General features: G+C 50.7%; 19 protein-coding genes. 10 read left to right on the top strand and 9 right to left on the bottom strand.

Going from position 1 to position 18,287, the window contains the following annotated elements:
• The first annotated feature begins 84 nt into the window (after positions 1-84).
• Positions 85-1,533: a tRNA uracil 4-sulfurtransferase ThiI gene (thiI, locus tag ACYP03_RS00210; protein ID WP_248143500.1), complete on the top strand. Its 1,449-nt coding sequence runs from the start codon at positions 85-87 to the stop codon at positions 1,531-1,533.
• An 89-nt stretch (positions 1,534-1,622) separates the two neighbouring features.
• Here thiI and ACYP03_RS00215 read toward each other — a convergent pair whose 3' ends face one another.
• The 9 genes from ACYP03_RS00215 to ACYP03_RS00255 form a co-directional block, all read right to left on the bottom strand.
• Positions 1,623-2,255 (bottom strand): DJ-1 family glyoxalase III, encoded by a 633-nt coding sequence (locus tag ACYP03_RS00215; RefSeq protein ID WP_459777989.1) that lies wholly within the window; start codon positions 2,253-2,255, stop codon positions 1,623-1,625.
• Positions 2,248-3,147 (bottom strand): 2-dehydropantoate 2-reductase, encoded by a 900-nt coding sequence (gene panE / locus ACYP03_RS00220; RefSeq protein WP_459777991.1) that lies wholly within the window; start codon positions 3,145-3,147, stop codon positions 2,248-2,250. Before panE ends, ACYP03_RS00215 begins: the two co-directional genes overlap by 8 nt.
• A gap of 117 nt (positions 3,148-3,264) precedes the next feature.
• The gene (locus ACYP03_RS00225) at positions 3,265-4,077 is read right to left on the bottom strand and encodes a nucleoside-specific channel-forming Tsx family protein (RefSeq protein WP_248143504.1); all 813 of its coding nucleotides are present in this window, start codon (positions 4,075-4,077) and stop codon (positions 3,265-3,267) included.
• A 306-nt stretch (positions 4,078-4,383) separates the two neighbouring features.
• Positions 4,384-5,205 carry a nucleoside-specific channel-forming Tsx family protein gene (locus tag ACYP03_RS00230; RefSeq protein WP_248143505.1) on the bottom strand — a complete coding sequence of 274 codons (822 nt, stop codon included), beginning with the start codon at positions 5,203-5,205 and terminating at the stop codon, positions 4,384-4,386.
• Positions 5,206-5,603: 398 nt separating this feature from the next.
• Positions 5,604-6,968 (bottom strand): AmpG family muropeptide MFS transporter, encoded by a 1,365-nt coding sequence (locus tag ACYP03_RS00235; RefSeq protein ID WP_330960806.1) that lies wholly within the window; start codon positions 6,966-6,968, stop codon positions 5,604-5,606.
• Between the two features lie 170 nt (positions 6,969-7,138).
• Positions 7,139-7,501, bottom strand: coding sequence for a hypothetical protein (locus tag ACYP03_RS00240; RefSeq protein ID WP_248143507.1), 363 nt, complete (start codon positions 7,499-7,501; stop codon positions 7,139-7,141).
• Positions 7,502-7,542: 41 nt separating this feature from the next.
• Entirely contained in the window at positions 7,543-8,097 is a 555-nt protein-coding gene (locus ACYP03_RS00245) for a peptidylprolyl isomerase (RefSeq protein ID WP_459777995.1), read from the bottom strand.
• Positions 8,097-8,666, bottom strand: coding sequence for a YajG family lipoprotein (locus tag ACYP03_RS00250; RefSeq protein WP_459777997.1), 570 nt, complete (start codon positions 8,664-8,666; stop codon positions 8,097-8,099). Before ACYP03_RS00250 ends, ACYP03_RS00245 begins: the two co-directional genes overlap by 1 nt.
• A gap of 54 nt (positions 8,667-8,720) precedes the next feature.
• Positions 8,721-9,863 (bottom strand): methyltransferase, encoded by a 1,143-nt coding sequence (locus ACYP03_RS00255; RefSeq protein ID WP_459777998.1) that lies wholly within the window; start codon positions 9,861-9,863, stop codon positions 8,721-8,723.
• A 174-nt stretch (positions 9,864-10,037) separates the two neighbouring features.
• On the opposite strand from ACYP03_RS00255, the gene bolA reads away from it, so the two are divergent.
• The 9 genes from bolA to nqrM all read left to right on the top strand — a co-directional run bounded on the left by bolA (position 10,038) and on the right by nqrM (position 18,277).
• Positions 10,038-10,349 carry a transcriptional regulator BolA gene (gene bolA, locus ACYP03_RS00260; protein WP_459778000.1) on the top strand — a complete coding sequence of 104 codons (312 nt, stop codon included), beginning with the start codon at positions 10,038-10,040 and terminating at the stop codon, positions 10,347-10,349.
• A 669-nt stretch (positions 10,350-11,018) separates the two neighbouring features.
• Positions 11,019-12,359, top strand: a complete 1,341-nt coding sequence (locus tag ACYP03_RS00265) for a Na(+)-translocating NADH-quinone reductase subunit A (protein ID WP_248143513.1) — start codon at positions 11,019-11,021, stop codon at positions 12,357-12,359.
• 3 nt (positions 12,360-12,362) lie between these two features.
• Entirely contained in the window at positions 12,363-13,607 is a 1,245-nt protein-coding gene (locus ACYP03_RS00270) for an NADH:ubiquinone reductase (Na(+)-transporting) subunit B (RefSeq protein WP_248143514.1), read from the top strand.
• Positions 13,597-14,388 (top strand): Na(+)-translocating NADH-quinone reductase subunit C, encoded by a 792-nt coding sequence (locus ACYP03_RS00275; protein WP_459778003.1) that lies wholly within the window; start codon positions 13,597-13,599, stop codon positions 14,386-14,388. The genes ACYP03_RS00270 and ACYP03_RS00275 overlap by 11 nt, the downstream gene beginning before the upstream one ends.
• Positions 14,381-15,013, top strand: a complete 633-nt coding sequence (locus ACYP03_RS00280) for an NADH:ubiquinone reductase (Na(+)-transporting) subunit D (protein WP_248143516.1) — start codon at positions 14,381-14,383, stop codon at positions 15,011-15,013. The genes ACYP03_RS00275 and ACYP03_RS00280 overlap by 8 nt, the downstream gene beginning before the upstream one ends.
• Before the next feature lie 7 nt (positions 15,014-15,020).
• On the top strand, positions 15,021-15,617 hold the full coding sequence (gene nqrE, locus ACYP03_RS00285) for an NADH:ubiquinone reductase (Na(+)-transporting) subunit E (protein ID WP_330960801.1): 597 nt from the start codon (positions 15,021-15,023) through the stop codon (positions 15,615-15,617).
• Positions 15,618-15,639: 22 nt separating this feature from the next.
• Positions 15,640-16,866 carry an NADH:ubiquinone reductase (Na(+)-transporting) subunit F gene (gene nqrF / locus ACYP03_RS00290; RefSeq protein ID WP_248143518.1) on the top strand — a complete coding sequence of 409 codons (1,227 nt, stop codon included), beginning with the start codon at positions 15,640-15,642 and terminating at the stop codon, positions 16,864-16,866.
• A gap of 152 nt (positions 16,867-17,018) precedes the next feature.
• Complete coding sequence (locus ACYP03_RS00295; RefSeq protein ID WP_459778008.1) at positions 17,019-18,041, top strand: FAD:protein FMN transferase; 1,023 nt, start codon at positions 17,019-17,021, stop codon at positions 18,039-18,041.
• Between the two features lie 14 nt (positions 18,042-18,055).
• Positions 18,056-18,277, top strand: coding sequence for a (Na+)-NQR maturation NqrM (nqrM, locus tag ACYP03_RS00300; protein WP_248143521.1), 222 nt, complete (start codon positions 18,056-18,058; stop codon positions 18,275-18,277).
• Positions 18,278-18,287: the final 10 nt, after the last annotated feature.

The raw sequence follows: 18,287 nt of genomic DNA on the forward strand, positions 1-18,287 counted from the left end.
TCTGATAATCCTTTGTATTTCAGCGACCGCTTGCTTGCTGTATAATCCGCGCCTTTAGTTAGGCCCTGTGAAGCGAAGCATGTTATGAAATTTATTGTAAAGCCCCATCCTGAGATTTTTGTAAAGAGTGAATCAGTGCGGAAGCGCTTTACCAAAATCCTGGAGTGCAATATCCGCATTATTCTTCAGCGCCTGTCCGATCAAGTGGCGGTCTATAACCGTCGCAGTTATATCGAAGTTACCGTGAAGGACGACAGCCTTCGCGAGCAGGTTCTGACCGTGCTGACGCAGACGCCGGGCATTCATCATGTCCTGGAAGTGAAGCAGACCAGCTTCACGGACATGCACGATATCTATGAACAGACACTGGCTCATGTGGCTGATCAGCTGGACGGTAAAACGTTTTGCGTTCGCGCCAAACGGACCGGGAAGCATGATTTCACCTCGATTGAACTGGAACGTTATGTCGGCGGTGGTCTGAATCAGGCCATTGAAAGCGCCAAGGTGCAGCTGAAAAATCCTCAGGTGACGGTACAGATCGAAGTGGAAGGCGAAAAGCTGAACCAGATCCTGGCCCGCCACAAAGGCTTGGGTGGCTTCCCGCTGGGGACTCAGGAAGACGTGCTGAGCCTGATTTCCGGTGGCTTTGACTCGGGTGTGTCCAGCTACCTGCATATCAAGCGCGGCAGTAAGGTGCATTACTGCTTCTTCAACCTGGGTGGCCCGGCACACGAAATCGGCGTGAAGCAGGTATCTCATTACCTGTGGAAGAAATTCGGTTCTTCGGCCAAGGTGAAATTCATTGCGATTGATTTTGAACCGGTCGTGGCTGAAATTCTGGAAAACGTGGATGACGGCCAGATGGGCGTCGTGCTCAAGCGGATGTTCATGCGTGCCGCTGCTCAGGTTGCGGAACGTTTCGGGATTCAGGCGCTGGTGACCGGTGAGGCGTTGGGGCAGGTGTCCAGTCAGACGCTGACGAACCTGCGTCATATCGATAATGTGACCGATACGCTGATCCTGCGTCCGCTGATCAACTGGGACAAAGAAGACATCATCAATGTGGCGCGTGATATCGGCACTGAAGATTTCGCCAAGACCATGCCGGAATTCTGTGGTGTTATTTCCAAGAGCCCGACGGTGAAAGCCGTGAAGGAGAAACTGGAAGCTGAAGAAGCCAAGTTTGACTTTGCAGTGCTGGATCGCGTGGTGAGCGAAGCCCGGGTGATGGACATCCGTGACATCGAGAAAGAGAGCCAGGCTCAGGCGCCGGAAATTGAGCTGGTGGATCAGATTGATGGCAACAGTACGGTGCTGGATATTCGCAGCCCGGACGAAGAGGATGAAAATCCGCTGGAGATTGAAGGTGTGGAAGTGAAACACCTGCCATTCTACAAACTGGCAACTCAGTTCGGTGATCTGCCGCAGGACAAAACGTACCTGCTGTACTGTGCCCGCGGTGTGATGAGCCGTTTACAGGCGCTATATCTGAAAGAAAATGGTTTCGAGAACGTGAAAGTCTATCGCCCGTAACGGGTCGGGACAGACATATTGCAGAAGAAAGCGAGATCTCCGGATCTCGCTTTTTTTTTGTGTGAACGGTCTTGTCAGTGTGTCCGGGATCAGGCTTTGCCCCCGATGACGTCGAAGCACATGCTTGGCCACATCACCATAGGTTCGGCAACTTCGGCCGTTTTGGATTTGCCCATCAGCAATGTGATGATTTCCAGTGCGAATTCCTGTGATGTGCCGGGAGCCTGGCTGGTTAGCAGATTGTTGTTCACATCAAACATGACTCGGCGTCCGGCGCGGCGGCGGTCTTCCGGAATACGTTCGACAAAAGCCGGATGTGCGGTCATCAGCGCTTCCGGATACAGCCCATGATGTTCCAGGACAATCACCGGGGCCGCACAGATAGCTGCGACCAGTTTACCGTCGTATTTATGCTGCTTCACAAATTCTACCACCAGCGTGCTGTCGCGCAGATATTCTGCACCGGGCAGACCGCCGGGCAGCACGACACAGTCAAAGGGCTCATCAGCAATATCGACCAGCGGACAGTCAGCGGTCAGGGTAATCCCCCGGGAGCCTTTCACCGCCAGCGAACCGTCTTCGGCGGCGCTGGCAATGGTGAGTTCCATTCCGGCACGAATCAGAATATCGGCCGTGTTGATGACTTCCATTTCTTCGCTGCCGGGGGCGATACACAGCGCGACTTTCAGGGCTTGGTCAGCGGGTTGGTAGACGTTAGTCATAGTGTTGCTCCAGGTCTTTAATGTGTTGCCACAGTCGGGTGTTGGCTGGTGTGGCAATCTGAAAATGGTTCGCTTGTCGGATCAGAAAGCCGGTAATGGCATCAATTTCTGTCGGTCGCTGGTGAGCGACATCCTGCTGCATAGAAGAATAGTTGGCTGCGGTTGCTTCAATGACCGCCATCACCCGTTGTCTGAGTATCGCGGTGTCTACAGGGTAACCCGCAGCAGTCATCACGGCAGAAACTTCATGGCAGACAGCGGTCAGTTCATCGGCATACCGTGCTTCGGATAATTCACCGTTCCGGCACTGGTGAATCGCTGTCAGCGGGTTGATTGCACAGTTGATGGCGAGCTTCTGCCATTGCGGTTCGTGAATATCAGTCTGCCAGTGACAGGGCGGAAGTGCAGTGTGCAGGAGTTCTGCAAGACCTGAGCAGGCCTGGCCAGCCGGGTTGACGCCGCCGAGATAAGTCGGGCCGTTACCGGTATGGCGGACAGAATGCGGGTCCGGACGGAAGGCAGCCTGAGCGGTGGTGGCGTATAACACCGGATTGTCCGGCAGCAGTGACAGCACTTCGTCTTCTGTTCCCATCCCGTTATGCATGATGATGACTGGTGTGTCTGCACTGAGCCAGGGTAAAAGGGTGGTGACTGCGTCTGCGACCTGAAAGGCTTTGACTGTGATGAAAACAACATCACTGTCTGCCAGTTGTGCAGGCTGATTGCTGTCAAAACAGAAAGTATCTTCCCGGGAGGAATGGACATCCTGCCAGTTCAGTGTGTACGTATTGCCGGGCTGACGCCGCCAAAGATGTAATTGATGGCCTTGTTTTGCCAGTGCGCCAGCCCAGAGGCTGCCAATTGCACCTGCTCCAACCAGAGAAATCTTCACCTTAAGTCCTGTCCGGAAAGGAATCATTGTTCGTTATTGTAACGGTTGATAAATCAAAGGGGAAAGAGAAAGTCCGGATGAGCAGGAGCTGATCCGGACGATTACGGGGACGGCCAATCAGAATTTATAAGTGACCGAGAAATAATGAGACGGGCCGGTGGATTCAAATGTGTCTGAATCTTTAATCAGATAGACATCATAGAAGAGCTTCAGGCCGTAACCGACAGAGAAACGGTCTGAGTGCCAGTAAAGGCCGTTGAACCAGTTCCCGCCATGCGTTGCCTGCGGATTACCCTGAAATTCAGTGTCGGCACCAAACTGGTAATCAATGTAGCCTTGATAAGAGATAAATGAACCATTTTCAAAGGTGTAAAAGGGCTTGAACCAGTTGGTGGAAACCTGATAACCATTCCAGGCTTTCGCATTTACGTCATACAGGCCATACAGGTTCAGGCCGACTTTGCCGAACCAGGGCACCATGATGTCGGAACCGATGCCCCAGAAGGAGTTGTTGACATCCTGGGCACCACCGCCCCAGTTGAACAGGGTCGCGAAATAAAGTTCCTGCACCGGGCCGAAAGACAGGTCCGTGTTTGTGAGGGCATCCAGTGAAACCCGGGGAGCAAATTTCATGAACATTTTCGGCCGGTCTTTTTTATCACTGGCACCGCTTTCGGTCAGGTCAAAGAAATCGACATAGCCGTAGAGGTCAAAAATGCCGGAGCGGCCGCCAAATTCCATTTCCAGGTAATCGTGACCGGATGGGTCATCAGGTGCGCGGGGGTATTCTTCCAGAGCGTACATCAGGTTGAACTGGAACCATTTGTAGTCGTTTTTATGGATATCGCCATCGGTGTAATCTGCGGCGAGGCTGATTCCGGGGACAACAAGTGCAGCTCCAAGAGCCAAAGCTAACGGTGTCTGTTTCATGTTGGCGTTCTCACTTATCGTTTATCGATGCCATTGCTTGTTGCTTGTCGACAGAGGCTTGTTTCTAAACAGAAAGACAATGTCTAACTTAAAAGATTAGTGTATTGCGGGTGGGATGCCTTACCGGCAGGACCGGAAAATATCCGTCAGACGCCCATGTGACGCAGGCTGTGGAAATTTCTGAAGAAAATGAAGTACAAAGCAGGGCCGAGAAGCAGAGAAAAGTTGTCTCAGGAATGGGAAAGAAAAAACAAAGGCGCCTGAAGGCGCCTTTGCTGAAAAGAAATCGTGTCCTGTGACGCGACCTTAGAACTTGTAAGTCACGCTCACGTAGTGGCTGACACCAGATGTTTTGCCTGCCCAGCCACCGTCTTTCAGACCGTATACGTCTTGGTAAGCTTTCAGACCGTAACCCACTGCATAACGGTCAGAGTGCCAGTAGATACCGTTGAACATTGCACCGCCGTTGGCAGTGTTCAGGTTTTTGTTGTCATCGTTCATAGCGAACTGATAATCAATGTAACCCTGGTAAGACATAAAGCTGCCGTTGTCGAAGGTGTAGAAAGGTTTGAACCAGTTGGTCGAGATCTGGTAACCGTTCCAGTCTTTTGCGTTCATGTCGTATGTTTTGTACAGGTTCAGGCCAATTTTGCCCAACCAAGGTACAATCACGTCTGAACCCAGACCAACTTTGTAGTTGTTTACACCAAAAGTGCCTTTAGTCGCATTGGTAGTTACGCCATCCCAAGTCAGTTCTGAAGCAATGTACAGTTCTTGAACCGGACCGAAAGAAAGGTCAGCACCAGTCACTGCGTCCAGAGAAACACGCGGTGCGAATTTCATAAACATTTTAGCGTCAGCATTTGCTTTGTCGCTGTCTGGGCTACCAGTCAGATTGAAGATATCCACGTAACCGTACAGGTCGAAGATACCAGAGCGGCCGCCGAATTCCATTTCCAGGTAATCGTGGCTTGATTCGCCTGGCAGTTCGTCAAACGCGTACATCAGGTTGAATTGAGACCATTTGTAGTCGTTTTTATGGATATTACCGTCGGTGTAATCAGCAGCTTGGGTCGCAGCAGACAGGGAAGCAGCCAGTACACTCAGTGCAACAAGGGATTTACGCATCGTCAACTCTCGCTAATTGTATTAAGACACCGGACTTTTTTAACCAGTCCGTTTGCAATGGCGGGAAGTGTATTGTTTGATGTCACGAATGTGAATGTAACGTTTCACTTCTAATTTTTTGATCGTGAGCTGGATCTTGTGTAATGGATTACAAAAAAATACAAAGGTGATTTTGATCGCTATTTGGCCGTGATTTGATGCAAATATTTCGAACCTAATGAGTGTTTGGTCATTAAGTGTTCATCTCTGGGTGGGGGGAAAGTTATCTGAAATCAAATAAAGTCAAAAAGTGCTGGCATGGCGTCAACAAAATCAGAAAAAACGGGATGGAAGTGAGGGTGTATCTGGCCTGAATTGTTGGAACATTCAGGCCAGAAATAGTTCACAGGACTGAGAAATTAATCCTGATGCGGGGCGTATTTTTCTACGGCTTTGATCAGGATCAGCACTGGCAGGCCAATCAAAGCGGTACTCAGGAAGAAGATGTTATAGCCGAAGTGATCCACATACAGACCAGAGAAACCGGCCAGGAATTTCGGGAACAGCAACATGATGGAGCTGAACAGCGCATACTGAGTGGCGGAGAACGCCACATTGGTCAGACCCGACATAAAGGCAATGAAGGCCGCTGTCGCAATGCCGGCGCTCAGGTTGTCGATGGAAATGACCAGCGTCAGCATCGGCAGGCTGTTTCCGATGTAGGTGAATGCCATGAAGAGCAGGTTTGTGAATGCTGACAACACGGCGCCCAGTGCCAGAATCCGTAAGGTGCTGTAACGGGTAATTAACAGACCACCAAGGCCCGCACCGGCCAGTGTCATGATCACACCGTAGATTTTGGAAACTGTGGCAACTTCGCTTTTTGCGAATCCCATATCGACATAGAAGGCATTCGCCATAATTCCCATGACAACGTCTGAAATCCGGTAACAGCCGATCAATGCCAGTAACAACATGCCGGCTTTGCCATAGCGGCTGAAGAAATCCAGGAAAGGCATGACCGCAGAGGTGTAAATCCAGGCCATGGCTCTGGCCAGCGGGTAGGGGACATTGGCATCCTGCAGACGCAGGCGGATATCCGTTTCAAGGTTGTCGATGGCTTTGCCATCCAGCTGAGGTTCATGGATACACAAAGCGGTAATTAAGCCGACTGACATTAAACCCGCCATGATGAAATAAGCAGTTTTCCAGCCGATAGGATCATAACTGGTGTCTGAACCGAATAGCGCAGCAATAGCCAGTACACCCGCACCGGCCATAATCATTGCCAGACGATAGCCTGTCATATACGCGGCAGCCAGGGCGGCCTGTAAGCGCTCGGTGGCCAGTTCAATCCGGTAAGCATCGATCACGATGTCCTGTGATGCAGACGCAATGGCGACAATGATCGCGAAAACGGCTAACTGAGAGAGGTCTGCCTGGGGATTACTGATCGCCATACCGCACAGCGAAGCGATGATCAGCATTTGTGAGAACACCATCCAGCCACGTCGACGTCCTAAAAGTTTTGAAAAAAGCGGGACGGGAAAGCGGTCAATGAGTGGGGACCAGGCCCATTTCAAACCGTAGGCCAGTGCCACCCAACTGAAGTAGCCAATATCGGTCCGGCTGACTTCCGCTTCCCGTAACCAGAATGACAGGGTTCCGAATACCAGCAAAATCGGCAGACCGGATGAGAACCCCAGCGCCAGCATGATCAGGACTTTTTTTTCTAGATATACACGCCAGCCGGTGCCCGGGCGGTCGTCAACAGCTTGCTCCATCGGAATGGACCCTCTTCAGCATAAAATAAAACGCGTGACGTTCTGCGGGAAGTTGCCGCGGTGCGGGCAGCAGCTTCTAACAGGTCAGAGATATAAAGGTATCAGTATGGCGGGTGGAGAAAAACCATCAGAACGTCAAAACTGAGGCGTCACTGGAGAGAAATGTGTGTTTAAGGACGAATGCCCTGCATTTTTTCAGGTGCTTCGCCAATGCCCAGCAGATACTTGGCTCCCGCAGTGACCCGAAACTGGATAAAGCAGTTTCCCAGAAGCTGATGCTCTTCCAGCGATTCCATGAGGTGGAGCAGGTACCAGTAGACGGATTCATAAGCTGTGCCTGGTGTGCCGCTGGGAACACAGAGCTGCCACCACTCATGAAGCTGTTCCGTACAGGTTTGCCGCAAGGAGTCGTAACTGGTTTCCCCGTTGATGGTTCCCAGCATCGACAGCGCCAACGCTGGGGCATGGTCAGCAATGTGACGGGCAATTCGCTCTGTCGGCACATCCGGCTGTGAGGAAACAAGTCTAAGCATGGGGATCACCTGACCGCAGACTCACGGTCAGGGACGTCAGTCTACTTGTTGATAACGTTGATTGCTTTAATAACTATAGGCTGCTGAGGTACATCTTTCATACCTATTGAGCGGACTGTTGTTGTAGGAACTGCGGCCATTTTTTCAATAACTGAGAACCCTTTCACAACTTTTCCGAACACAGCATAGCCCGGACGGTTTGGCTGACCGTCCAAAAAGGTGTTGTTCTGGTAGTTGATATAGAACTGTCGGGTTGCCGAATCGGCAACCTGCGTCCGGGCCATCGCGATGGTCGCTCGCTGGTTGCTCAGGCCGTTGTCAGATTCGTTCTTGATTGGCTCGTAGCTCGGACGGCGGTTCAGTTCGGCATCGAAGCCTCCGCCCTGTGCCATGAACCCCGGGATCACCCGGTGAAAAATGGTGCCGACATAGCTGCCGTCTTCAACATACCGCAGAAAGTTTTTGGTTGTCACAGGGGCTTTTTCTTCATTCAGCTCAACCACAAATTCCCCCAGACTGGTTTCTACGGCAACTTGTGTAGCGGCTGCGGCAGAAAAAGACAGGGTCAGCAGGGCTGCAGTTAAAATTTGGCGCATTACAGGTTTTCCTCCATGTAGCTGTTCAGTTCAGAATCGGTCTGAATATCTCGCAGGACAGCATCCATCAGGCCGTTCATGGCCAGCTCCATCGATTCCTTCGAGGCGGCCATGGCACCTTCCCGGGATGACTTGCCTGCATATCGTTTGATGAATTTGCCGTTGGGTGTGTTCAGGACCAGCTGGAGCTGCAGTTTACTGCTCAGCGTGTGGCTGAGCGTGCTTTGCTTCACGTTGACCATGGCTTCCAGAATATCCAGACGCAGCGTGCTCTGGCTGTCGTGATCGATTTGGATGCCCTGAGATTCCAGCTGTCGGGACAGCGCTGTCTGCAGGGTCTGACGCAGGTTTTCCCGGGCATGCAGCGGGTGAACATTTTTGTCGCCGTTATCGATCACGGCAACAAATTGTGCTGTGCGAAGGTCGCGGCTTTCCAGGTTCAGATGCAGGCCCTGTACACTTGGCTGAGCGGCCAGTGCGGGGGTTGGCTGCAGGTTAAGTTGCGTATCCGTCGGCGTTGTACAGGCCGTCAAAGTCAGCAGAGCGGCAGCAAAAACAAGCGGTTTCATCCAGATGTTCCTTATTCAGCAGGCTGTGAGTCAGCCAGAATGTTCAGAGCGGGTTTATTTTTCAGCTTGATAAACCACAAATTTATTGTTTTGAGCAATTTGATGTACTTTAGCAAACAGGCGCTTGAGTTTCCCGTCATAGCCCAGATGGCGGTTGCCAATCACAATCAGCCGGCCATGACGGCGCAGGCAGCGTTTTGCATCGCAGAACATCTGCCAGGCGATATGGTCTGTAATGGTGTTTTGCTGATGGAACGGCGGATTACACAGCACCAGATCAGCCTCATCATTTACCATACTTTCCAAACAGTTATCTACTTTAGCGGTCAACTGTTTGTTGTTCGTCAGGTTCAGGTCAGCATTTTCACGGCAGGATGCTGCGGCCATGTAGCTTTCATCGACACAGGTAACACTGGCTTCCGGATTGAGCCGCGCGGCATGCAGCCCGATCACCCCGTTTCCGCAACCCAAATCAATGATATGTTTCAGGGCCGGATCCTGAGGGATGTGTTGCAGAAGCAGCCGGGCACCGATATCCAGACTTTCTCCGGAAAATACATTGGCATGATTGGTCAGTGTCAGGTTGTACTCCGGGACTTCCCAGCGCTGAACCGCTGGCAATTGTGCCGCAAGTGATTTGTCTGGCTGACAGAAAATCAACCGGGCTTTTTTCACAGCCAGTGACGTCGTGGTCGGTCCCAGGTGTTTTTCGAACAGTTTCAGTGTCGAAGTATGGATTTCCTTGGCTTTGGCTGCCGCAATCACTGTGCAGTCGTCAGGTAAAGCGGCGCACAGTTGCGTCAGTTGCCAGATCAGCAGACGGTTGTTCTTTGGCAGTTTGATTAAGACCAGCTGTGAATTCTCGGGCAGAGCAGCGAGGCAATCCGTAAAGGTCACCGCAGGCAGATTGTTGTCTGCCAGATTCGCTTCACCGGCTTTACGCGCAATATAGGAGTCGCCTGATGAAACGACCTGTCCCTGTTCAGCGAACCAGCAGGCCAGCGTACCAAAGCTGTCGTTCAGGATCACGATGGGACGCTCTGAATTCAGGGACAGTTGCTTGGCTTCTTTCATCGCTTCAACCTGATTAATCAGGTATTCATCGGCCGCATCCCAGGCTTGCAGGGTTTCTCGGTTTCGGACGGGATAACGTTGCAGTTGCAGGCTGCGGCCGTGCAGGGTGAGCTCAGGTTTCATTCAGGCTATCTTTAGGGTATGTTGTCGGGTTGAATATTTTCGCAGATGCTGGCGAAGCTGCAAAGACTAACCTGAACACTGTGGCCGATTGTTGTGTCGTTTCCGCAAGTCGCTGCTGTATTTTTCACCAGGATGGTTTTTCAGGCAGCGGACAGCGCCGTATCAGGAGGACGTATGATCCAGGAACGTATCGAACAAAAATTACAGCAATCTTTATCTCCGACTCACCTGGAAGTGGTGAATGAAAGCTACATGCACAATGTGCCGGCAGGGGCTGAAAGTCACTTTAAAGTCGTCGTTGTCTGTCATGAATTTGAAGGTCAGCGACTGATCGGTCGCCATAGAATGATAAATACGATTCTGGCTGATGAGCTGGCGAATCATATCCACGCGCTGGCGATTCACACTTATACACCGGATGAGTGGCAGACGCAGCAGGCTGCACCCGATTCACCCGCTTGTTTGGGTGGCAGTAAGTTCGGGTAAGTTAAGCTATACCGGCGTTCAGGACTGACAGATAAAAAACCGCAGCTTTGCGGTTTTTTACAGTCTGAAGTTTGAAGTCGGTAAGTGAGTGATTACTGAATGATGGCGTAAGATGCGTATCGTTCATTTTTTATCCTTGCCGGGTGTGTAAACCTCTTTGACTTCTGCTGGGGCGTCTATACTGACACCCGGATATCTCAAAGGTGGTTACCTGTGTGAGAGAGTGAAAACATATGTTGCAGAATCGATGCGAAATTGCATGGAATTTTGCTGCTTTATAGACATCGAATGCGTGAGTTTAACCGACGGTCCTGTGGTGTTGAAAAATTGATACCGGATTGTAAATAGCAGAAAAACACTCTGATCGTGGCAAGTGCCGGAGGATTCACCGCAAGTGTGCGTTGGGTCAAATTTATCTATCACAGTGATTATTAGCACATCAGCTATCGCTGAATTTCAGTTCGATTAGCGAGGTTTGCCATAGTAAAAACCAGTTGATTAATGCTAAAATCCGGCCCTCGAAAATACTCGTCATCCAGTTGTGTGATGAAAGAGTAAATAGGATGTTGCGGTGCTGGTGGTTTCTGATACCGGCTTCGGACCAAGGAAAGTCGTGTCTAAATTGCGCAATAACAAGTTCTTTTTCCCGTTAATGTAGTGCAAGTGCGTATGATTACAATAAAGAAGGGTCTGGATATCCCAATTGCTGGGACTCCTGCCCAGGCGATAAATGATGGCAAAGCCATCACTCGAGTCGCCTTGCTTGGCGAAGAATACGTCGGCATGCGTCCAACGATGCATGTCCGCGTTGGGGATGTAGTAAAAAAAGGTCAGGTGCTCTTCGAAGATAAGAAGAACCCAGGCGTGAAGTATACTGCTCCGGCCAGCGGCAAGGTTGTGGAAGTCAATCGTGGTGCTAAGCGTGTTCTCCAGTCTGTCGTCATCGATGTCGAAGGCGAAGAAACGATCACCTTTAACCGTTACGACAAAGCGCAGCTGTCACAGCTGGACCGCGCTGCTATTGTAGAGCAGTTAGTGGAGTCTGGTATGTGGACGGCAATGCGTACGCGTCCGTTCAGCAAGGTTCCTGCAATCGATGCTGAAACGCAGGCGATCTTTGTCAATGCAATGGATTCCAACCCATTGGCGGCCAATCCGGAAGTGATCATCAACGAACAAGGCGAAGCCTTTGTTGCTGGTCTGACTCTTCTGTCTCGTCTGACAGGTGGCAAAGTTTATGTGTGTAAGTCTGGCGCCAGCCTGCCGCGCAGCAACGAAGCCAATGTCGAAGAGCATGTATTCAACGGTCCGCACCCTGCGGGTCTGGTGGGTACACATATCCACAAACTGTTCGGCGCCGACATGAACAATGTTGCCTGGCACCTGAACTACCAGGATGTGATTGCCTTTGGTCAACTGTTCCTGACTGGTGAGCTGTACGCTGAGCGTGTGGTTTCTCTGGCGGGCCCTGCTGTGAATGAGCCACGTCTGGTCCGTACTGTGATCGGTGCTTCTGTTGATCAGCTGACTGATGGTGAACTGCTGACCGGTGAACTGCGTGTTCTGTCTGGTTCTGTGCTGAATGGTATTCATGCCACAGGTTCGCACGCATATCTGGGTCGCTACCACTTGCAGGTGACTGCGCTGCGCGAAGGCCGTGAGAAAGAGTTCATGGGCTGGATCGCACCTGGTAAGAACAAATTCTCTGTAACACGTGCTTTCTTTAGCCAATTTTTCCCAGGCCAACTGTACAACATGACAACCACTACCAATGGTAGTGAGCGTTCTATGGTGCCAATCGGTAGCTATGAGCGTGTCATGCCGCTGGACATCGAACCAACACTGCTGTTGCGTGATCTGTGCGCCGGTGATAGCGATAGTGCCCAACTGCTGGGTGCGCTGGAACTGGATGAAGAAGATCTGGCGCTGTGTACCTTCGTGTGCCCAGGTAAGTATGAGTACGGTCCAATGCTGCGTGCATGCCTGGACAAGATTGAGAAGGAAGGGTAATTCATGAGCCTCAAGAATTTCCTCGAGCAGATCGAACACCACTTTGAGCCAGGTGGTAAGCATGAGAAGTGGTTTGCACTGTACGAAGCAGTTGCAACCGTGCTTTATACCCCAGGTATGGTGACCCGTACCGGCTCTCACGTACGTGACAGTATCGACCTGAAACGTATCATGATTATGGTCTGGTTGGCTGTATTCCCGGCAATGTTCTGGGGTATGTACAACGTGGGCCATCAGGCTGTTGCTGGTCTGAACCACCTGTATGCCGGTGCAGAACTGGTGAAAGTAATTCAGGGCGACTGGCATTACTGGCTGACCGAAGCGCTGGGCGGCACCTTAGGTGCTGATGCAGGCTGGGGCAGCAAAATGTTGCTGGGTGCAACTTACTTCCTGCCAATCTACGCGACTGTATTTATCGTCGGTGGTTTCTGGGAAGTGCTGTTCTGTATGATCCGTAAGCACGAAGTGAACGAAGGTTTCTTTGTCACCTCGATTCTGTTTGCGCTGATCGTGCCGCCAACACTGCCTTTATGGCAGGCAGCCCTGGGTATTACCTTTGGTGTTGTTGTGGCGAAAGAAGTCTTCGGTGGTACTGGCCGTAACTTCCTGAACCCTGCACTGGCTGGTCGTGCTTTCCTGTTCTTCGCATATCCTGCTCAGATCTCTGGTGATCTGGTGTGGACTGCTGCCGATGGTTTCTCTGGTGCAACTGCACTGAGCCAGTGGGCGAGCGGTGGTCAGGCTGCAGTTGTGAATACTGTGACTGGCGAAGCGATTAGCTGGATGGATGCTTTCATTGGCCGTATTCCTGGTTCAATTGGTGAAGTTTCAACGCTGTTCATTCTGATCGGTGGTGCCTTCATTGTTTACCTGGGTATTGCGTCCTGGCGCATCATCGCCGGTACGCTGATCGGTATGGTTGCGGCTGCAACGCTGTTCAACATCATTGGTTCTGAAACAAATGCAATGTTCAGCATGCCATGGCACTGGCACCTGGTTCTGGGTGGTTTTGCGTTCGGTATGATGTTCATGGCAACTGACCCGGTTTCTGCTGCTTTCACCAATAAAGGTAAGTGGTGGTATGGTGCACTGATCGGCGTGATGGCTGTTCTGATTCGTGTGGTGAACCCTGCGTATCCGGAAGGCATGATGCTGGCGATTCTGTTCGCTAACCTGTTTGCACCGCTGTTTGACCATGCAGTGATTCAAGGCAACATCAAACGGAGACTGGCTCGTCATGTCAAGTAAGAACGATAGCATCAAGAAAACGCTGACCGTTGTTGTTGCCCTGAGTCTGGTGTGCTCGATTGTGGTTTCAACAGCAGCAGTTATGCTGCGTCCGATGCAGCAAGATAACGCTAAGCTGGACGTACAACGGAATATCCTGTCTGTTGCAGGTCTGCTGCAAGACGGTGTGAAAGTTGGTGAAACGTACAACCAGTATATTGAACCAAAACTGGTTGATCTGAAAACCGGCAACTTCGTTGATTCTGTTGATGGAAAATCACCAGCAGACTATGACCCGCGTGATGCAGCAAAAAATCCAGCTCTGTCTGTGAAGCTGGATCCAGCGAGTGACCCAGCGAAGCTGATTCGTCTGGCAAACGTTGCCAAGATTTATCTGGTTAAAGATGACAACAATCAGATCCAGAAGCTGATCCTGCCTGTGAATGGTAAGGGCCTGTGGTCGATGATGTACGCATTCGTTGCGGTTGAAACCGACGGAAACACAGTGTCTGGCATCACTTACTACGAGCAGGGGGAAACTCCTGGACTGGGTGGTGAAGTCGAAAACCCGAAATGGCGTGCTCAGTGGGAAGGCAAAAAACTGTTTGATGACAGTTTAAAACCTGCAATCCATGTCGTGAAAGGTGGCGCACCTGAAGGTGATGCTCACGGTATCGACGGCCTGTCAGGTGCAACTCTGACAAGTAACGGCGTGCAGAATACCTTCAAGTTCTGGTTGGGCGAAAACGGCTTTGGTCCGTTCCTGACGAAAGTGCGTAACGGAGGCCTGAACAATGGCTGATACTAAAGAAATGAAAAAAGTCCTGTTTGGGCCGATCCTGAGTAACAACCCGATCGCCCTTCAGGTACTGGGCGTGTGTTCAGCTTTGGCTGTAACCACGAAACTGGAAACAGCGTTTGTAATGGCGCTTGCGGTAACTTTTGTTACAGCATTTTCCAACTTCTTTGTTTCTCTGGTACGTAACCAAATCCCGAGCAGTGTCCGTATTATCGCGCAGATGGCGATTATTGCGTCTCTGGTTATCGTGGTTGACCAGATCCTGAAAGCATACGTTTACGACATCTCTAAACAGCTGTCTGTATTCGTTGGTCTGATCATCACGAACTGTATCGTGATGGGCCGTGCAGAAGCATATGCCATGAAGTCTGCACCACTGCCGTCTCTGCTGGATGGTGTGGGTAACGGTCTGGGTTACGGTTTCGTTCTGCTGACGGTTGGTTTCTTCCGTGAGCTGCTGGGCTCAGGCAAACTTTTCGGTATGCAGGTGCTGCCGCTGATCTCTGAAGGTGGCTGGTATCAGCCAAACGGTATCATGCTGCTGGCTCCGTCTGCCTTCTTCCTGATTGGCTTCCTGATCTGGACACTGCGTACTTTCCGTCCGGAACAAGTTGAAGCGAAGGAGTAAGGGAAACATGGAACATTATATTAGCTTACTGGTTCGCTCGATTTTCATCGAGAACATGGCACTGTCTTTCTTCCTGGGGATGTGCACATTCCTGGCGGTTTCTAAGAAAGTCAAAACCTCTTTTGGTTTGGGTGTCGCGGTTACCGTTGTACTGACCATCTCTGTGCCGGTGAACAACCTGGTTTATAACCTGCTGTTGAAAGACGGTGCAATTGCTGAAGGCGTGGACCTGACGTTCCTGAACTTCATCACCTTCATCGGTGTGATTGCGGCACTGGTACAGATTCTGGAAATGATTCTGGACCGTTTCTTCCCGCCGCTGTACAACGCGCTGGGTATCTTCCTGCCGTTGATCACCGTGAACTGTGCAATCTTCGGTGGCGTATCTTTCATGGTACAGCGAGACTACAACTTCCCTGAGTCTATCGTGTATGGCTTTGGCTCTGGTGTGGGCTGGATGCTGGCAATCGTTGCTCTGGCGGGTATCCGTGAGAAGCTGAAATATGCTGACGTACCAGCGGGCCTGCGTGGTCTGGGTATCACCTTTATCACGGTCGGTCTTATGGCGTTGGGCTTCATGTCCTTCTCCGGTGTACAGCTGTAATCAGGATATTAAGGAATAATTCATGAATGTTATTATTCTTGGCGTAGTTATGTTTACCTTGATTATCCTGGCTCTGGTTTTAGTGATCCTGTTCGCTAAATCTAAGCTGGTACCATCAGGTGACATTACTATTCTAATCAACAACGACCCGGAAAAAGCGATTACGACCCCAGCGGGTGGTAAGCTTCTGGGTGCGCTGGCGAGCAACGGTATTTTCGTATCTTCTGCTTGCGGCGGTGGTGGCTCATGTGGTCAGTGCCGTGTGAAAATCAAATCAGGCGGCGGTGACATCCTGCCAACTGAGCTGGATCACATTACTAAAGGTGAAGCCCGTGAAGGTGAGCGTCTGTCCTGTCAGGTCAACGTGAAAGCCGACATGGACATCGAGCTGCCAGAAGAAATCTTTGGTGTGAAGAAGTGGGAATGTACTGTTATCTCTAACGATAACAAGGCAACCTTCATCAAAGAACTGAAGCTGGGTATCCCGGATGGCGAATCTGTACCTTTCCGTGCAGGTGGTTACATCCAGATCGAAGCGCCTGCTCACCATGTGAAGTATGCTGATTACGACATTCCTGAAGAGTATCGTGAGGACTGGGATAAATTTAACCTGTTCCGTTACGAGTCTAAAGTGAATGATCACACAATCCGTGCATACTCAATGGCGAACTATCCGGAAGAGGAAGGCATTATCATGCTGAACGTGCGTATTGCTACGCCGCCACCTCGTAACCCGGATGTACCACCAGGTATCATGTCTTCTTACATCTGGTCACTGAAAGCTGGTGATAAAGTAACGATTTCAGGTCCGTTTGGTGAGTTCTTCGCGAAAGACACAGATGCAGAAATGGTCTTCATCGGTGGTGGTGCGGGTATGGCGCCTATGCGTTCTCACATCTTCGACCAGCTGAAGCGTCTGCACTCTAAGCGTAAGATGACCTTCTGGTATGGTGCTCGTTCTAAGCGTGAAATGTTCTACGTAGAAGATTTCGACATGCTGCAAGACGAGAACGATAACTTTAAGTGGTACTGTGCCCTGTCTGATCCGATGCCTGAGGATAACTGGGACGGTTACACTGGCTTCATCCACAACGTGCTGTATGAAAACTACCTGAAAGATCATGAAGCACCGGAAGACTGCGAATACTACATGTGTGGTCCACCGATGATGAATGCCGCTGTTATCAGCATGCTGAAAGACCTGGGTGTTGAAGATGAAAACATCCTGCTGGATGACTTCGGCGGCTAAGACAGCCTGAAGCATCATTCAAGAATGGCTGATCCTCTGGGTCAGCCATTTTTCGTCAACCAATCCCTGATTTATTCTTTGAGAGCCCAAAGCACTCACACCGTGATACCGGTGTCTGGGTGGATATGTTCTGAATTTTGGAGATCCCTTGCATGAAAAGACTCTTCACCCGAGCGATGATGCTGCTGGTGATGGCACTGGTTATCAGTGGCTGTAGCGAACAACGTCAGCTGATTCACCTGAACGGCTCAACGATGGGGACATACTATTCAATTAAGTTGATTAAGCAGGAAGGCTTACCAAGCGAAGCTGAACTTCAGAAAGAGATCGATCGGCGCCTGGAACTGGTCAATGACCAGATGTCGACCTATCGTAAGCTCTCCGAGCTCAGTCAATTTAATCAGCACACCAGCAGCGAGCCGTTTGAAGTTTCAGCGGATACGGCTAAAGTCGTCAAAGAAGCAATTCGTTTGTCTGAGCTGACAGATGGCGCGCTGGATGTGACTGTTGGACCACTGGTGAACCTGTGGAGTTTTGGTCCGGAAGCACGGCCTGAGGTGATCCCGACGGATGCTGATTTGGAAGAACGGCGTAAGGAAGTCGGCATTGAGCATCTGAAAGTTGCCGGAAATACTTTAATAAAAGATCTGCCTGGGCTGTATGTTGATTTATCATCGATTGCCAAGGGATACGGTGTTGATGTGGTGGCAGATTATATTGCCTCCATGGGTGCTCAGGATTATCTGGTTGAAATTGGCGGCGAAATCCGCCTGAAAGGCAATAATCTGGAAGGTGTGCCATGGCGCATTGCTATCGAGAAGCCGACTCAGGACGGCAGCCGTGCCATCCAGGAAGTGATTGAACCGGTCGAAATGGCTGTAGCAACATCCGGCGATTATCGTAACTATTTTGAAGAAAATGGTGTACGCTACTCGCATCTGATTAACCCGAAGACTGGGAAGCCAATCACAAACCGTGTTGTGTCTGTGACCGTTTTGCATCCGTCATGTATGACAGCGGATGCGCTGGCAACCGCGTTTTCTGTGATGGGTGAAGAAAAGGCAATTGCACTGGCAAACAAAGAAAAGCTGCCGGTACTGCTGATTGTGAGCACAGACGAAGGCTTTAAAGAGTACAGTTCTGAGGCCTTTGCCCCTTACATGCAGAAAAAGTAATCTGAGAGCATAGTATGTTGGTATATGTAGCAACTTTTGGTGTGTTTCTGTTGGTCATCGTAGCGATGGCTGTGGGTTATATCTTCCAGCGCAAAACCGTTGCCGGTAGCTGTGGTGGGTTAGGGGCCGTTGGCATCGAGAAAGAATGTGACTGCCCGGAACCCTGTGATAAGCGTCTGAAGCGTGAAGCCCGCGCTGCCAAACAAGCAGAATGGAAAAAGAATCAGATTATCTGAGAAATTCACT

This window comes from Photobacterium sp. R1 (genome assembly GCF_054600795.1).

Coding starts and splice junctions, on each gene's coding strand:
- ACYP03_RS00230 (WP_248143505.1), bottom strand. CDS start 5,205: ATGCGTAAATCCCTTGTTGCACTGAGTGTACTGGCTGCTTCCCTGTCT.
- nqrM (WP_248143521.1), top strand. CDS start 18,056: ATGTTGGTATATGTAGCAACTTTTGGTGTGTTTCTGTTGGTCATCGTA.
- nqrE (WP_330960801.1), top strand. CDS start 15,021: ATGGAACATTATATTAGCTTACTGGTTCGCTCGATTTTCATCGAGAAC.
- ACYP03_RS00265 (WP_248143513.1), top strand. CDS start 11,019: ATGATTACAATAAAGAAGGGTCTGGATATCCCAATTGCTGGGACTCCT.
- ACYP03_RS00225 (WP_248143504.1), bottom strand. CDS start 4,077: ATGAAACAGACACCGTTAGCTTTGGCTCTTGGAGCTGCACTTGTTGTC.
- ACYP03_RS00245 (WP_459777995.1), bottom strand. CDS start 8,097: ATGCGCCAAATTTTAACTGCAGCCCTGCTGACCCTGTCTTTTTCTGCC.
- ACYP03_RS00240 (WP_248143507.1), bottom strand. CDS start 7,501: ATGCTTAGACTTGTTTCCTCACAGCCGGATGTGCCGACAGAGCGAATT.
- bolA (WP_459778000.1), top strand. CDS start 10,038: ATGATCCAGGAACGTATCGAACAAAAATTACAGCAATCTTTATCTCCG.
- ACYP03_RS00270 (WP_248143514.1), top strand. CDS start 12,363: ATGAGCCTCAAGAATTTCCTCGAGCAGATCGAACACCACTTTGAGCCA.
- ACYP03_RS00250 (WP_459777997.1), bottom strand. CDS start 8,666: ATGAAACCGCTTGTTTTTGCTGCCGCTCTGCTGACTTTGACGGCCTGT.
- ACYP03_RS00275 (WP_459778003.1), top strand. CDS start 13,597: ATGTCAAGTAAGAACGATAGCATCAAGAAAACGCTGACCGTTGTTGTT.
- thiI (WP_248143500.1), top strand. CDS start 85: ATGAAATTTATTGTAAAGCCCCATCCTGAGATTTTTGTAAAGAGTGAA.
- ACYP03_RS00280 (WP_248143516.1), top strand. CDS start 14,381: ATGGCTGATACTAAAGAAATGAAAAAAGTCCTGTTTGGGCCGATCCTG.
- nqrF (WP_248143518.1), top strand. CDS start 15,640: ATGAATGTTATTATTCTTGGCGTAGTTATGTTTACCTTGATTATCCTG.
- ACYP03_RS00255 (WP_459777998.1), bottom strand. CDS start 9,863: ATGAAACCTGAGCTCACCCTGCACGGCCGCAGCCTGCAACTGCAACGT.
- ACYP03_RS00215 (WP_459777989.1), bottom strand. CDS start 2,255: ATGACTAACGTCTACCAACCCGCTGACCAAGCCCTGAAAGTCGCGCTG.
- ACYP03_RS00235 (WP_330960806.1), bottom strand. CDS start 6,968: ATGGAGCAAGCTGTTGACGACCGCCCGGGCACCGGCTGGCGTGTATAT.
- ACYP03_RS00295 (WP_459778008.1), top strand. CDS start 17,019: ATGAAAAGACTCTTCACCCGAGCGATGATGCTGCTGGTGATGGCACTG.